This is a genomic window from Silvania confinis (assembly GCF_025564085.1).
GTDB lineage: Bacteria > Pseudomonadota > Gammaproteobacteria > Enterobacterales > Enterobacteriaceae > Enterobacter > Enterobacter confinis.
Window position 1 is genome coordinate 121,200 of sequence record NZ_JAMGZJ010000071.1, and the last position, 13,933, is coordinate 135,132.

Annotated in this window: 12 protein-coding genes; 7 read left to right on the top strand and 5 right to left on the bottom strand. The window is 52.5% G+C overall.

Annotated elements, in window-relative coordinates:
* Nucleotides 1–126: 126 nt before the first annotated feature.
* From M8013_RS07365 to M8013_RS07390, 6 genes are all read left to right on the top strand, one after another.
* Nucleotides 127–450, top strand: a complete 324-nt coding sequence (locus tag M8013_RS07365) for a cupin domain-containing protein (RefSeq protein ID WP_271267144.1) — start codon at nucleotides 127–129, stop codon at nucleotides 448–450.
* 435 nt (nucleotides 451–885) lie between these two features.
* Nucleotides 886–1,776: a carbohydrate ABC transporter permease gene (locus tag M8013_RS07370; RefSeq protein ID WP_271267145.1), complete on the top strand. Its 891-nt coding sequence runs from the start codon at nucleotides 886–888 to the stop codon at nucleotides 1,774–1,776.
* Complete coding sequence (locus M8013_RS07375) at nucleotides 1,769–2,671, top strand: carbohydrate ABC transporter permease (protein WP_271267146.1); 903 nt, start codon at nucleotides 1,769–1,771, stop codon at nucleotides 2,669–2,671. The genes M8013_RS07370 and M8013_RS07375 overlap by 8 nt, the downstream gene beginning before the upstream one ends.
* A gap of 12 nt (nucleotides 2,672–2,683) precedes the next feature.
* Nucleotides 2,684–3,811: an ABC transporter ATP-binding protein gene (locus M8013_RS07380; protein ID WP_271267147.1), complete on the top strand. Its 1,128-nt coding sequence runs from the start codon at nucleotides 2,684–2,686 to the stop codon at nucleotides 3,809–3,811.
* A gap of 14 nt (nucleotides 3,812–3,825) precedes the next feature.
* Entirely contained in the window at nucleotides 3,826–5,112 is a 1,287-nt protein-coding gene (locus tag M8013_RS07385) for an ABC transporter substrate-binding protein (RefSeq protein WP_271267148.1), read from the top strand.
* A 78-nt stretch (nucleotides 5,113–5,190) separates the two neighbouring features.
* Nucleotides 5,191–6,318 carry an oligogalacturonate lyase family protein gene (locus M8013_RS07390; RefSeq protein ID WP_271267149.1) on the top strand — a complete coding sequence of 376 codons (1,128 nt, stop codon included), beginning with the start codon at nucleotides 5,191–5,193 and terminating at the stop codon, nucleotides 6,316–6,318.
* 50 nt (nucleotides 6,319–6,368) lie between these two features.
* On the opposite strand, the gene araE is transcribed toward M8013_RS07390, so the two are convergent.
* The 3 genes from araE to kduI form a co-directional block, all read right to left on the bottom strand.
* Complete coding sequence (gene araE / locus M8013_RS07395; RefSeq protein WP_271267237.1) at nucleotides 6,369–7,802, bottom strand: arabinose-proton symporter AraE; 1,434 nt, start codon at nucleotides 7,800–7,802, stop codon at nucleotides 6,369–6,371.
* Between the two features lie 296 nt (nucleotides 7,803–8,098).
* Complete coding sequence (gene kduD / locus M8013_RS07400; RefSeq protein ID WP_271267150.1) at nucleotides 8,099–8,860, bottom strand: 2-dehydro-3-deoxy-D-gluconate 5-dehydrogenase KduD; 762 nt, start codon at nucleotides 8,858–8,860, stop codon at nucleotides 8,099–8,101.
* Between the two features lie 61 nt (nucleotides 8,861–8,921).
* A complete protein-coding gene (kduI, locus tag M8013_RS07405; protein ID WP_271267151.1) occupies nucleotides 8,922–9,758 on the bottom strand; it encodes a 5-dehydro-4-deoxy-D-glucuronate isomerase in 837 nt (278 codons plus the stop codon).
* Nucleotides 9,759–10,212: 454 nt separating this feature from the next.
* Here kduI and M8013_RS07410 point away from each other — a divergent pair, with 454 nt between their 5' ends.
* Entirely contained in the window at nucleotides 10,213–11,388 is a 1,176-nt protein-coding gene (locus M8013_RS07410) for an oligogalacturonate lyase family protein (RefSeq protein ID WP_271267152.1), read from the top strand.
* A 169-nt stretch (nucleotides 11,389–11,557) separates the two neighbouring features.
* On the opposite strand, the gene M8013_RS07415 is transcribed toward M8013_RS07410, so the two are convergent.
* Both M8013_RS07415 and M8013_RS07420 read right to left on the bottom strand, forming a co-directional pair.
* Nucleotides 11,558–12,241 carry a porin gene (locus tag M8013_RS07415; protein WP_271267153.1) on the bottom strand — a complete coding sequence of 228 codons (684 nt, stop codon included), beginning with the start codon at nucleotides 12,239–12,241 and terminating at the stop codon, nucleotides 11,558–11,560.
* Nucleotides 12,242–12,568: 327 nt separating this feature from the next.
* A complete protein-coding gene (locus M8013_RS07420) occupies nucleotides 12,569–13,747 on the bottom strand; it encodes an acetyl-CoA C-acetyltransferase (protein ID WP_271267154.1) in 1,179 nt (392 codons plus the stop codon).
* Between the last annotated feature and the right edge of the window lie 186 nt (nucleotides 13,748–13,933).

Consider the following 13,933-nt stretch of genomic DNA (forward strand, 5'->3'; position numbering starts at 1 on the left):
CTTTGCGGTTTTCCCCAGTGAAGCAAACTTGTGATCGAGTTTCCAGTTCTCTGGTTCCACATTTCCTTTTGCCAGCGTCTGGGATAAATTAAATGAAACATTGTTTCACTATAAAAGGACACAGGCATGTTTATTTTCCACAAAGAGACCTCTCTGGAAGATCTCGGCAATGGCGTTTCACGTCGTATTCTGGCGCATGACGGCAAAATGATGGCGGTAGAAGTCAATTTTGAACAAGGCGCAGTGGGTCCGATGCATAACCACCCGCACGAGCAGCTGACCTATGTTTTATCCGGCGAATTCGAATTCACCATCGGTGAAGAGAAACACGTCGTGACGGCTGGCGACACACTGTATAAGCAGCCGCATATTATGCACGGCTGCGTCTGCCTGAAGCCCGGTACGCTGCTGGATACCTTTACCCCGGTTCGCGAAGACTTCCTGAAATAAAACAATCAGGCGATGCGCAGGCATCGCCTTTTTACCTTCGATCGCAGCCAATACTCGTTCCGCTGAATAACAATTCAAGTTATTAATCATTTCGCTGCTACTCAATTCTCATGTTACCGATTTGCTACCAATATTAGTCGTTTGTAACTGTTGGCCATAACTCCCAGAATACGTAGGCTCTGGCCGTTGTTTTTACCGGTTTTTTTTCAGCGCCTTTCCCCGCATACCGCTAAAAATGCCACGCATCTCACCTTATTGAAACGCTGTTTCGACCTCGATCACATTTCCACTATTTATAGAATGACGCGGATTGAAATCCTAATAAAATAAATTAAAACGATGTTTTACAATTTGAAAACGATGGTTCATAAGTTTTAAAAAATTGCGACACCGGGCAGATTCCGTTTTAAACCATTAATTACCAGGTAGGTATGTATGAATGAAAACAAGATGCTGGGGCTGGCGTGGATATCACCCTACATAATAGGGCTGATACTCTTTACCGCTTTCCCCTTCGTTTCATCTTTCTTTCTCAGTTTTACTGATTACGATTTGATGAGCCCGCCGGTCTTTAACGGCATTGAGAACTATCGCTACATGTTTACAGAAGACACCCTCTTCTGGAAATCCATGGGCGTAACCTTTGCGTATGTCTTTTTAACCATCCCGTTAAAGCTGGCATTCGCACTGGGCATTGCGTTTGTTCTGAACTTTAAACTGCGCGGCATCGGCATGTTCCGTACCGCTTACTACATTCCGTCGATCCTCGGTAGCTCCGTCGCCATTGCCGTTCTGTGGCGTGCCCTGTTTGCAATTGATGGCCTGCTTAACAGCTTCCTTGCCGTGTTTGGTTTTGATGCAGTGAACTGGCTTGGCGAACCGTCTCTGGCGCTGATGTCCGTTACCCTGCTGCGCGTCTGGCAGTTTGGATCTGCGATGGTTATCTTCCTGGCCGCGCTGCAAAACGTACCGCAGTCTCAGTACGAAGCCGCGATGATCGATGGCGCGTCCAAATGGCAGATGTTCATGAAAGTCACCGTGCCGCTGATTACGCCGGTTATCTTCTTCAACTTCATCATGCAGACCACGCAGGCGTTCCAGGAATTTACCGGACCGTATGTTATTACCGGCGGTGGACCAACTTACTCCACATACCTGTTCTCACTGTACATCTACGACACCGCATTCAAGTACTTTGACATGGGTTACGGCGCAGCGCTGGCTTGGATCCTGTTCCTGGTAGTCGCTATCTTTGCCGCTATCGCCTTTAAGTCTTCGAAATACTGGGTGTTCTACTCCGCCGATAAGGGAGGCAAAAATGGCTGATATTCAACAACTCTCCGAGGCGAGAAGCATCGCAGAACGTGAAGTGGCGCGTACGCTACGCCGTGAAAAAATCAACGCCGGTATTCGCTATGTGATCCTGCTGTTTGTGGGCCTGCTGATGCTTTATCCGCTGGTGTGGATGTTCTCGGCGTCGTTCAAACCGAACCACGAGATCTTCACCACTCTGGGGCTGTGGCCGACACATGCGACCTGGGACGGCTTCATCAACGGCTGGAAAACCGGTACCGAGTACAACTTCGGTCATTACATGCTGAACACCTTCAAGTATGTGATCCCGAAAGTGATCCTGACCATTATCTCCTCCACCATCGTGGCGTACGGCTTTGCCCGCTTCGAGATCCCCTGGAAGAAATTCTGGTTCGCGACGCTCATTACCACCATGTTGCTGCCAAGTACCGTACTGCTGATCCCTCAGTACCTGATGTTCCGTGAAATGGGCATGCTGAACAGCTACATGCCACTGTACCTGCCGCTGGCGTTTGCCACGCAAGGGTTCTTCGTCTTCATGCTGATTCAGTTCCTGCGCGGCGTACCGCGTGACATGGAAGAAGCCGCACAGATCGACGGCTGTAACTCCTTCCAGGTGCTGTGGTACGTGGTGGTGCCGATCCTTAAACCGGCCATCATCTCTGTCGCACTGTTCCAGTTCATGTGGTCAATGAACGACTTTATCGGGCCGCTGATTTATGTCTACAGCGTGGATAAATACCCGATTGCACTGGCTCTGAAAATGTCCATCGACGTCACCGAAGGTGCGCCGTGGAACGAAATTCTGGCAATGGCGAGCATCTCCATTCTGCCATCTATCATTGTCTTCTTCCTGGCACAGCGCTACTTCGTACAAGGCGTAACCAGCAGCGGAATTAAAGGTTAAGAGGGAAATATCATGGCTGAAGTTATCTTCAACAAACTGGAAAAAGTTTACTCCAACGGCTTCAAAGCGGTACATGCTATCGACCTTAAGATCGCGGAAGGAGAGTTCATGGTGATTGTCGGTCCATCCGGCTGCGCCAAATCTACCACCCTGCGTATGCTGGCCGGTCTGGAAACCATCAGCGGCGGCGAAGTGCGCATCGGCGACAAAATCGTTAATAACCTCGCACCGAAAGAGCGTGGGATTGCGATGGTGTTCCAGAACTATGCGCTGTATCCGCACATGACCGTGCGTGAAAACCTGGCCTTTGGTCTGAAGCTGAGCAAGCTGCCAAAAGCCCAGATCGAAGCACAGGTTAACGAAGCGGCAAAAATCCTTGAACTGGATGAGCTGCTGGACCGCCTGCCGCGCCAGCTCTCTGGTGGTCAGGCCCAGCGTGTCGCCGTAGGCCGTGCGATTGTGAAAAAGCCAGACGTGTTCCTGTTCGATGAACCGCTGTCTAACCTGGATGCCAAGCTGCGCGCCTCAATGCGTATCCGTATCTCCGACCTGCACAAGCAGCTGAAGGCGTCCGGCAAACCGGCCACAACCGTGTACGTGACCCACGACCAGACCGAAGCGATGACCATGGGCGACCGCATCTGCGTGATGAAGCTCGGCCATATCATGCAAGTGGATACCCCGGACAATCTGTATCACAAACCGAAAAACATGTTTGTTGCTGGCTTTATCGGTTCGCCAGAAATGAACATCCGCGCCAGTAAACTGGTGCATCAGGACGGTCAGCTGTCTCTGACCATTGGCAACCAGACCATGCCGTTAAGCGCAGAGCTGAAAGAGAAAGTCGCCAGCTACGCTGACAAAGATATGTTCTACGGCATTCGCCCGGACTTTGTGTCGATCTCCGATGAGCCATTTGCACAAGGCGGCTGCAGCGGCGAGATAGTTCGCGCTGAAAATATGGGACACGAATTCTTCGTTTACCTGAAAGTTGGCGAGTACGAACTGACTGCCCGAATTCCTTCCGATGAAGCTAAGCCTATGATCACCAAAGGCCTTCACCGTAAGGTGTATTTTAAGTTCGACATGCAAAAGTGTCATATCTTTGACGCGAAAACTGAACAGAACATCTCTCTCTAACTGGAGTTATAAAAATGAAAAAAGTGCTTTTAAGCGCAGCAATCTCCGCCACTCTGGGCCTTACTGCTTTGCCATCGATGGCGCAGGATGTTGAATTACGTATGTCCTGGTGGGGCGGCAACGGCCGTCACCAGGTCACACTGAAAGCGCTGGAAGAGTTCCACAAACAGAACCCGGATATTAACGTGAAAGCGGAATATACCGGCTGGGATGGTCACTTATCCCGTCTGACCACCCAGATTGCGGGCGGCACTGAGCCGGACGTGATGCAGACTAACTGGAACTGGCTGCCGATCTTCTCTAAAACCGGCGACGGCTTCTACGATCTGAACAAAATGAAGGACGTGATCGACCTGAGCCAGTTCGATCCGAAAGAGCTGAAGTCCACCACCGTTGACGGCAAGCTGAACGGGATCCCAATCTCCGTCACCGCACGCGTGTTCTACTTCAACGATGACGTGTGGAAAAAAGCCGGCGTTGAATACCCAAAAACCTGGGATGAGCTGAAAGCGGCCGGTAAAACGTTCGAAAGCAAGCTGGGCAAACAGTACTATCCGGTGGTGCTGGAGCACCAGGATACGCTGGCGCTGCTGAACTCCTACATGATTCAGAAGTACAACGTGCCTGCGGTCGACGAGAAAGCGAAGAAACTCGCCTGGAGCAAAGAGCAGTGGGTTGAGTTATTCCAGACCTATAAATCACTGGTTGATAGCCACGTCATGCCGGACACCAAGTACTACGCGTCGTTCGGTAAGAGCAACATGTACGAGATGAAGCCGTGGATCGAGGGTGAATGGGGCGGGACCTACATGTGGAACTCCACCATCAAAAAATACTCCGACAACCTGAAGCCACCAGCAAAACTGGAGCTGGGCAGCTACCCAATGCTGCCGGGTGCAACCGATGCGGGCCTGTTCTTTAAACCTGCACAGATGCTCTCCATTGGTAAATCCACCAAAAACCCGGAAGCCGCAGCCAAAGTTATTAACTTCCTGCTGAACAGCAAAGAAGGTGTTGAGACTCTGGGTCTGGAGCGTGGCGTACCGCTGAGCAAAGTGGCCGTGCAATACCTGACCGAAAGCGGCGCGATCAAAGAGAGCGATCCGGCAGTTGCGGGTCTGCGTCTGGCGCAGTCTCTGCCAACCAAGCTGTCTGTATCGCCTTACTTTGACGATCCGCAGATCGTGGCCCAGTTCGGTACTTCTCTGCAGTATATCGACTACGGCCAGAAAACCGTGGAAGAAGCTTCAGCGGACTTCCAGCGTCAGGCTGAACGTATCCTGAAACGCGCGATGCGCTAATTACTTTCTTATATCAATACCCTGGCGCTTCGGCGGCGGGGTATTTTTTTATCTGAAGGGTCATAAAAGGACTGAAACATGAAAGGCAAAATCATCCCGCTGTCATTTCGCACGCGTCAGGACAGTATTACCGGACATGACGTTATACGGATGACGCCCCCGCACATCATTTGTCACCGCAACTACTTCTATCAAAAATGTTTTACCCGGGATGGCGGCAAGCTGATTTTTGGCGGCGCGTTTGAAGGCCACTGGAACTACTACCTGCTGGATATCGCAAAACAGCAGGCCACCCAGCTGACTGACGGTGCCGGGGATAATACCTTTGGCGGTTTTCTGTCGGCTGACGATCAATCGCTCTGGTACGTAAAAGACAGCCACCAGCTCAGGCGCGTCGATCTCGCCAGTCTGGAAGAGCACGTGGTGTATGAGGTCGACAATGACTGGGTCGCCTACGGCACCTGGGTGGCGAACAGCGATTGCACCCGACTCGTGGGCATTGAGATTAAAAAAAGCGACTGGCAGCCGCTCACCGACTGGCGGAAGTTCCGCGACTTTTACTTCACCAACCCGGAATGCCGCTTGATCAATATCGATCTGCAAACCGGTGAACGCCGGGTGATGCTGCAGGAAAAACGCTGGCTCGGGCACCCCATTTACCGGCCGTTCGACGACAATACCGTGGCGTTTTGCCACGAAGGTCCGCGGGATGCGATCGATGCGCGGATGTGGCTGATTAACGAGGACGGCAGCAACCTGCGTAAGGTGCGCCAGCATCAGGCGGGCGAAAGTTTTACCCATGAATTCTGGGTCCCGGACGGCTCCGCACTTTATTACGTGGCGCATAAAGAGAACGATCCGCAGCGCTATCTGTTCAGCGCCGATCCGCAGACGCTGGAAAATCGCCAGCTGATGGCGATCCCGCCCTGCTCCCATCTGATGAGTAACCACGACGGCTCGCTGATTGTCGGCGATGGCGCCCCGCACAATACCGGCGATATCAGCCTGAACGATCCGTTTATCTGGGTATTCGACATCAATAAGGGTACACAAACGGCGGTTTGCCAGCATAACACCAGCTGGAAAGTGCTGGATGGCGACCGTCAGGTAACGCATCCGCATCCGTCGTTTTCACCGGATAATAAGTGGGTGCTGTATACCTCGGATGAAGAAGGGATGCCTGCGCTGTATCTTTGTGCGGTGTGATGCCCTCACCCTGCCCTCTCCCACGGGGAGAGGGTGGTCCGGGCAACCCGCTACACGCCGATATCGCGTAACTTCTCCCCTGCCATCAGCTTGCGCTCGATATGCTCCAGGGTGACGCCTTTGGTTTCCGGAATCAGCCAGAAGGTGATCCCGATAAACGCCACGTTCAGCACCGTATAAAGCCAGAAGGTTCCCGCAGCGCCGATAGAATCCAGCAAGGTTAGGAAAGTGGCACCGATAATCATGTTCGACACCCAGTTAGTGGTGGTGGAACAGGTGATCCCGAAGTCGCGGCATTTCAGAGGTTGAATTTCAGAGCACAGGATCCACACCACCGGGGCGGCGCTCATGGCGTATCCCGCAATGCACATCATCGTCATCCCCACCGACAGCCAGGATAAGCTGCTGGAGGCGGTACCGTTATCAAACTGCATCAGGCAATAGCCGAGGATCAGCGTCCCCAGCGCCATCACGCTAAAGCCGATTTTAAGCGCTGGCTTACGGCCCGCTTTATCGACGGTAAACACTGCAATAAAGGTGGCAAACATAAAGGTCAGCCCGACCACCAGCGTGGCAATCATCTGCTGCTCGGTGGTGGTGAACCCGGCCATTTTGAAAATACGCGGCGCGTAATACATGATGATATTCATGCCGGTAAACTGCTGCATCGCCTGCAGCAGCATGCCGAGAAACACCGCCCGGCGCACGTTGCGGTTGATTTTGAACAACGACCAGCCGCCCTGTTTCAGCTTCAGGCTTTCGCGGATTTCGTTTAGCTCATCACGCGCTTTCTCCGAGGTGTCGCGCAGCATCCGCAGCACGGCTTCCGCCTCGACATGACGCCCTTTCTGCGCCAGCCAGCGCGGGCTGTTGGGCAAAAAGATAACCAGCACAATCAACAATACCGCCGGCAGCGCCAGCACGCCCAGCATCGCGCGCCAGTTGCCGCTGTAGCTGAAATACGTATCGGAAAGAAACGCCAGCACGATCCCCAGCGTTACCATCAGCTGGTACATGCTGATCATTTTGCCGCGCACGTTCTCGCTCGCCATTTCCGAGAGGTATAGCGGCGCAGTGTAAGACGCAATCCCCACCGCCACGCCGAGCAGCACGCGCGAAAGCAGCAATGCCTCAACCCCGGTGGCAAACGCGGATCCTACAGAGCCGGCGACAAACAGAATCGCGCCCACCATCAGGCTGTATTTTCGGCCCAGACGGAACGAGAGCCAGCCGTTGAACAGGGCCCCCAGTGCTGCCCCGAGCATCATGCTGCTCACCACCCACTCCTGCAGGCGATTGCTTAGCGTAAAGTGCTCGGTAATAAAGGGCAACGCACCGGCAATGACGCCGATGTCCAACCCAAACAGTAAACCGGCCACCGCAGCGGATATCGAAACAAACTGGTTCATCCTTCGGGTATCGCGAAGGGCGCGGGGCATAAAGGTAGCGTTGCTGATAGATGTCATATTTTCCTGCCTGAACAGCGTAAGACGTTAAACGAAATTACGAGAAAGCCAGAGAAAGTGTCAGGGCGTATAACGTGAAGATATGGATTTATTGGCTGGCAGGTGCCGTTCTGTGATGGACATTCCAATTTCAACTCAGGATGAATTATCACCACTATTTGTTAATCACATAATTTATAAACAATTTATTTGTGATTTTTGTCATTTTCGCAAAACACCTATGGATTTTCCTCTTTTCTTGATATGGACAATGACTAATTGTGGGCAAAAAAAACCTCCGCCCGTGGGCAGAGGTCTTTCGGCTACGGCGAGAATTAACGCGCCAACCAGCCGCCGTCAACCGCTACGGTGTAGCCGTTGATGTAGTCAGATGCGCTGGAGGCCAGGAACACCACCGGACCCATCAGATCGCTTGGCAGACCCCAACGACCCGCAGGGATACGCTCGAGGATTGCCGCGCTGCGCTCTTCATCAGCACGCAGCTGCTGGGTGTTGTTGGTGGCCATGTAGCCCGGTGCGATCGCATTCACGTTGATTTTGTGCTGCGCCCACTCGTTCGCCATCAGACGGGTAACGCCCATTACGCCGCTTTTAGACGCGGTGTAAGATGGAACGCGAATGCCGCCCTGGTAAGAAAGCATAGAGGCGATGTTGATGATCTTGCCGCCGTTGCCCTGCGCGATGAAGTGCTTCGCGGCAGCCTGCGCCATGAAGAACACGCTCTTGATGTTCAGGTTCATGACGTCGTCCCAGTCTTTCTCGCTGAAGTTGATCGCATCTTCACGACGGATCAGGCCAGCGTTGTTGACCAGAATATCGATATGGCCGAATTCAGCCACTGCGCGCTCCAGCAGTTCAGGGATCGCGTCGATTTTACGCAGGTCAGCGGTCAGGCTCAGGAAACGACGACCCAGCGCGGTCACACGCTCGATGGTTTCCTGCGGCTCAACAATGTTGATACCGACGATGTCACAGCCTGCTTCGGCCAGACCCACTGCCATACCCTGGCCCAGACCGGTATCACAACCGGTAACGACCGCAACTTTACCCTGCAGAGAAAATGCATCCAGAATCATTTTTGTTCCTTATCTTTCAGCGCCTGAACGAACAGGCAAGTTTATGCTTAACTGCCCGCGACTAGCGCAGATCCTTGACGGCAACGTGGTCCATATCATCGAAGACCTGGTTTTCACCCACCATGCCCCAAATGAAGGTATAGGCACGCGTGCCTACGCCTGAGTGAATCGACCAGCTAGGGGAGATAACCGCCTGCTCGTTATGCATAACGATATGGCGCGTCTCCTGCGGCTGACCCATCATATGGAATACACAGGCGTCTTCTTCCATATTGAAGTAGAAGTACACTTCCATGCGGCGCTCATGGGTATGGCACGGCATGGTGTTCCACAGGTTGCCCGGATCAAGCTCGGTCAGACCCATGCTGAGCTGGCAGGTTTCCAGCACATCAGGAACGAAGTATTTGTTGATGGTGCGGCGATTGCTGGTGAGGTTGTCACCCAGCGTGACCGGCGAAACATCCGCAGGGGTCACTTTTTTGGTTGGATAAGTGGTGTGTGCCGGGGCGCAGTTGTAGTAGAACTTCGCGGGCTTGCTGCTATCGACGCTCGCAAAAACCACTTCCTGCGCGCCTTTCCCGACGTACAGGGCATCGCGTGCGCCAATTTCATAGCACTGACCGTCAACGGTGATGGTGCCCGGGCCGCCAATGTTAATCACACCCAGCTCGCGGCGCTCCAGGAAGAAGCTGACGCCCAGCTGTTTGCCCACTTCGCCACCGACCGAGACCGTTTTGGCAACCGGCATGATGCCGCCGACAATGATGCGGTCAATGTGGCTGTACACCATGGTGTACTCATCCGCGACAAACACTTTCTCAACTAAAAACTCATCACGCAGCCCCTGGGTATCCAGCGTTTTCGCATGCGCACTGTGGATGCTTTGTCTGACTTCCACATTAACCTCCAGAATGAATCGGTCTCAATGACCAGGATAATTTACAAAACGATGTTCCGTTTTCTTGATGAGCACATATTATCTGCTGTGAAATAGGTTTTCAATTACATTTAAAACGTTGTTTCACTTTTTTTGTTTGTTATTGTCAAAATTGCAGTTTGGATCACGATTGTTAGGGGATTGACGAACACCGTCCGCTATTGATACTTAATGGGTAGTTTATAATTACGATTAAAAACAGGTGGTTATTAAAATTATTAAAAACGACGTCGGAAACCGTTTTTACGCTGGTGCGTAAGAAACATGCATCCGCCAGCGGGCTTTTCCTTCAGAAGTGCGCCACCAGTCACACACACTGAAACGATGTTTTGATATTTTAACACCCAGTTTTTAAACTTATATTTTACCGATCGGACCGCAGGTGATCCCTGCCGTCGAATTCAAGGAGTGCATCATGGCAAAAGGTATGCGGGTCAAACTGAACTATGACGTCAGCCGCGATCCGGATACAGGCGTGGAAATTACCCGCCTGACCCCCCCTGAAGTTACCTGTCATCGTAACTACTTCTATCAGAAGTGTTTTTTCAACGATGGCAGCCATCTGCTGTTCGCCGGGGAATTCGATGGCCACTGGAACTACTATCTTCTCGATGTGAATAAAGCCGAAGCGGTGCAGCTGACCGAAGGCACGGGCGACAACACATTTGGTGGCTTCCTGTCCCCGGATGATAAATCGCTGTATTACGTTAAGAATGATCGCACCCTGCTGGAAATCAATCTGACCACCCTGGTGGAGCGTGAAGTGTACCGCGTGAGCGATGACTGGGTCGGCTATGGTACCTGGGTGGCAAACAGCGACTGCACTAAACTGGTCGGCATCGAAATCGCGAAAAGCGACTGGACACCGCTGAATGACTGGAAAATCTTCCACGACTTCTTCCATAAAGGCCCGCACTGCCGTCTGCTGCGCGTAGACCTGAAGACCGGCGAAAGCAGCGTGATCCACGAAGAGAAAAACTGGCTCGGCCACCCGATCTACCGTCCGTTTGACGACAGCACCGTCGCGTTCTGTCATGAAGGCCCGCACGATCTGGTCGATGCCCGCATGTGGATGGTCAATGAAGACGGTAGCAACGTGCGTAAAGTGAAAGAGCACGCGGAAGGCGAAAGTTGCACCCACGAATTCTGGGTACCGAACGGCTCATCACTGATGTACGTTTCGTACCTGAAAGGTCAGCAAGGCCGCACCATTTATAGCTTCAACCCGGATACCGGCGTCAATAAAGCGGTTATGCAAATGCCAGCGTGTTCTCACCTGATGAGTAACTTTGACGGCACGATGCTGGTGGGCGATGGTTCAGGTACCCCGGTGGATGTGAAAGACACCAGCGGTTACACCATCGACAACGACCCGTATTTGTACGCCTTCGATGTGGCACAGCAAGCTTACTTCCGCATCGCCCGTCACGATACTTCCTGGGCAACCGTGGCCAACAGCCGCCAGGTGACCCATCCGCATCCATCCTTTACACCGGATGATAAAGCGGTTCTGTTTAGTTCCGATAAAGACGGCAAGCCTGCTCTCTATATCGCGAAACTTCCTGAGCAACCTGAATTGTTGCGCGAGTAATAAAAGTTTGTGTTTCTGTAACTGGCCTTGCCCTCCTTTATGGAGGGCTTTTTTTTGGCCCGCGTTACGCGGCAAATATGGATATCGCCACCAGCGAGTGATTATATTGCAGGCACAAAAAAAACCGGCTCATCTGAGCCGGTTAATCCCGGAGAGGTGGGGCTTATTATTAGAAGGAATATGCTACGCCGACACGGAAACGGGTCTGGCGGTCATCACTTTCTTTGACGCCAACGTTACCCACTTCACCATACGGGGACCAGTTTTTATCCAGTTTGTACGCCAGCTTGACGTTATATTCCTGGGAGTAATCTTTGTTGTTATTACGAATAAAGCCTTCTGAACTTTTCGCGTACACATAGTTCAGCTCGGTACGCCAGTCACCTAATGCGAAACCAACCCATGCATCGCCACGGTTTACTTTATCATCGTCTTTGTTGGCGCTTGAAGGATAACGGTTGTACTCATAACGGTAACGACCGGCAACGTAGAAGCCATTATCAAAGCTATATTGCGCGTGCAGATACGGTTTATAAATTGTGTTGCTCTCTTTACTTTCAACCGTAAAGCCAGGCGTTAAGGAGATGTTTTTGTCCGCTTTCCAGCGCCAGCTGATCTGATCTTCGTGACCATTGCCTACCATATCGGAGAATGGCTGATCGGCTTTATCGCCACCTGACTTCCATTTTGCTTCGACAGAGAAACCAAAGCCATTTTCAAAACGGTGCGATACCGACACGCGGTCTGCGTTGGTGCCAGTATCGATGTATTCGTGACGCAGATCCACGGTGACAGCCTGAGCTGCGAAAGATGCGCCGATAAGGGAAGCAAGGACCAGAGATTTCTTAAACATGAAAAAAACCCTCAATTAAAATTACGTTTCGTTTTTATGGAACTGCATTTTATTTTTTAATGAACGTAATTTTAGTGATCCTGATCGTAATTAATTGTTTCATTTTTTTTGGCAAAGCAGGGCGTGACTGGTATCAACAAAAGTGGGGTCTTAAGGGGGATTTAACCGATCGCGATCACACAAGCCTGTTATTTGGCGGGAAGCAATAACGTGAGAAATTAATTGAAAGTTTAAGAATGTACTGAGAGGCGTAAAAATATGATGAGGTTCACAAATGAAAGAGCCTCCATAAATGGAGGCTCTTATCTTGACGTATATCAACGCAATTTATCTCTCTATTGCTAATGCCACGCCCTGCCCGCCGCCAATACACAGCGTCGCCAGCCCTTTGCGGGCATCGCGCTTTATCATCTCATGGACCAGAGAAACCAGAATGCGGCATCCTGACGCGCCAATCGGATGCCCCAGGGCAATCGCCCCGCCGTTGACGTTCACCCGGCGTTCATCCCACTCCAGCATTTTACCCACCGACAGCGCTTGCGCGGCAAAAGCCTCGTTGACTTCAATCAGATCGACATCCGCCAGCTGCCAGCCCGCCCGCTCCAGACAGCGGCGGGTCGCATACACCGGGGCGATCCCCATCAAGGCCGGATCCACTCCGACGCTGGCAAACGCTTTGATCCGCGCCAGCACCGGTAAATTCAGCGCTTCGGCTTTACTTTCGCTCATCATCATCACGGCGGCTGCCCCGTCATTAATAGAAGAGGCATTGCCCGCAGTGACCGAGCCGGTCAGTTCAAAGGCCGGGTTCAGCAGCGCCAGTCCTTCGGCGCTGGCGTCCGTGCGAGGCTGCTCATCGGTATCCACCCGCTGAACCTCGCCGTCCGGCTTTTGTGCACTCACCGGCACGATCTCATCGCGAAAGCGACCCGAATCGATGGCGGCACGCGCTTTGTGCTGCGAACTCAGGGCGTAAGCATCCTGCAGCTCGCGGGTAATGCCATATTCCCGCGCCAGGTTCTCTGCCGTGATGCCCATATGGTAATCATTAAACGCATCCCACAAGCCGTCATGCACCAGGCTGTCGATCAGCTGGCTGTTGCCGAGCTGTGCCCCGGTGCGGCTGTCGGTCAGGACATGCGGGGCGCGGCTCATATTCTCCTGCCCCCCGGCGATGACTACATCCGCCTCGCCACACTGAATAGCCTGCGTCGCCAGATGCAGCGCCTTCAGGCCGGATCCGCAGACGTCGTTAATGGTAATAGCAGAGACGGTATTGGGTAATCCGCCCTTCAGCGCCGCCTGGCGGGCAGGGTTTTGCCCGGCGCCTGCGGTCAGCACCTGACCGAGGATCACCTCATCGATCTCGTGTGCTTCAATCCCGCTGCGCTCCACCAGCGCCCGCAGCACCACGCTGCCGAGATCAACCGCCGAGTGGCGCGCAAGCGCCCCCTGGAAACAGCCGATGGCGGTGCGCAATGCACCCACTATCACGACCTCTTTCATCTCTACCTCTGCGCAAAATGACACCGGCCATAGTAGAGGATTGTTATCAACTATTAATGTAATTGTTTAAAAAAAGTGAGTTTTATCACAAAGGATCCACCGCCATTGAGGCCACAAGGCAGATAACCCTTTATTTTGATGGCGATGGTGTTTGCTTTATTACAGCTTAACGATAAGTTAAGAGAT

Excerpts from the sequence above, each read along its gene's own strand:
- M8013_RS07410 (WP_271267152.1), top strand. The coding sequence starts at position 10,213 with ATGGCAAAAGGTATGCGGGTCAAACTGAACTATGACGTCAGCCGCGAT.
- kduD (WP_271267150.1), bottom strand. The coding sequence starts at position 8,860 with ATGATTCTGGATGCATTTTCTCTGCAGGGTAAAGTTGCGGTCGTTACC.
- M8013_RS07415 (WP_271267153.1), bottom strand. The coding sequence starts at position 12,241 with ATGTTTAAGAAATCTCTGGTCCTTGCTTCCCTTATCGGCGCATCTTTC.
- M8013_RS07385 (WP_271267148.1), top strand. The coding sequence starts at position 3,826 with ATGAAAAAAGTGCTTTTAAGCGCAGCAATCTCCGCCACTCTGGGCCTT.
- M8013_RS07365 (WP_271267144.1), top strand. The coding sequence starts at position 127 with ATGTTTATTTTCCACAAAGAGACCTCTCTGGAAGATCTCGGCAATGGC.
- M8013_RS07375 (WP_271267146.1), top strand. The coding sequence starts at position 1,769 with ATGGCTGATATTCAACAACTCTCCGAGGCGAGAAGCATCGCAGAACGT.
- M8013_RS07420 (WP_271267154.1), bottom strand. The coding sequence starts at position 13,747 with ATGAAAGAGGTCGTGATAGTGGGTGCATTGCGCACCGCCATCGGCTGT.
- M8013_RS07370 (WP_271267145.1), top strand. The coding sequence starts at position 886 with ATGAATGAAAACAAGATGCTGGGGCTGGCGTGGATATCACCCTACATA.
- M8013_RS07380 (WP_271267147.1), top strand. The coding sequence starts at position 2,684 with ATGGCTGAAGTTATCTTCAACAAACTGGAAAAAGTTTACTCCAACGGC.
- M8013_RS07390 (WP_271267149.1), top strand. The coding sequence starts at position 5,191 with ATGAAAGGCAAAATCATCCCGCTGTCATTTCGCACGCGTCAGGACAGT.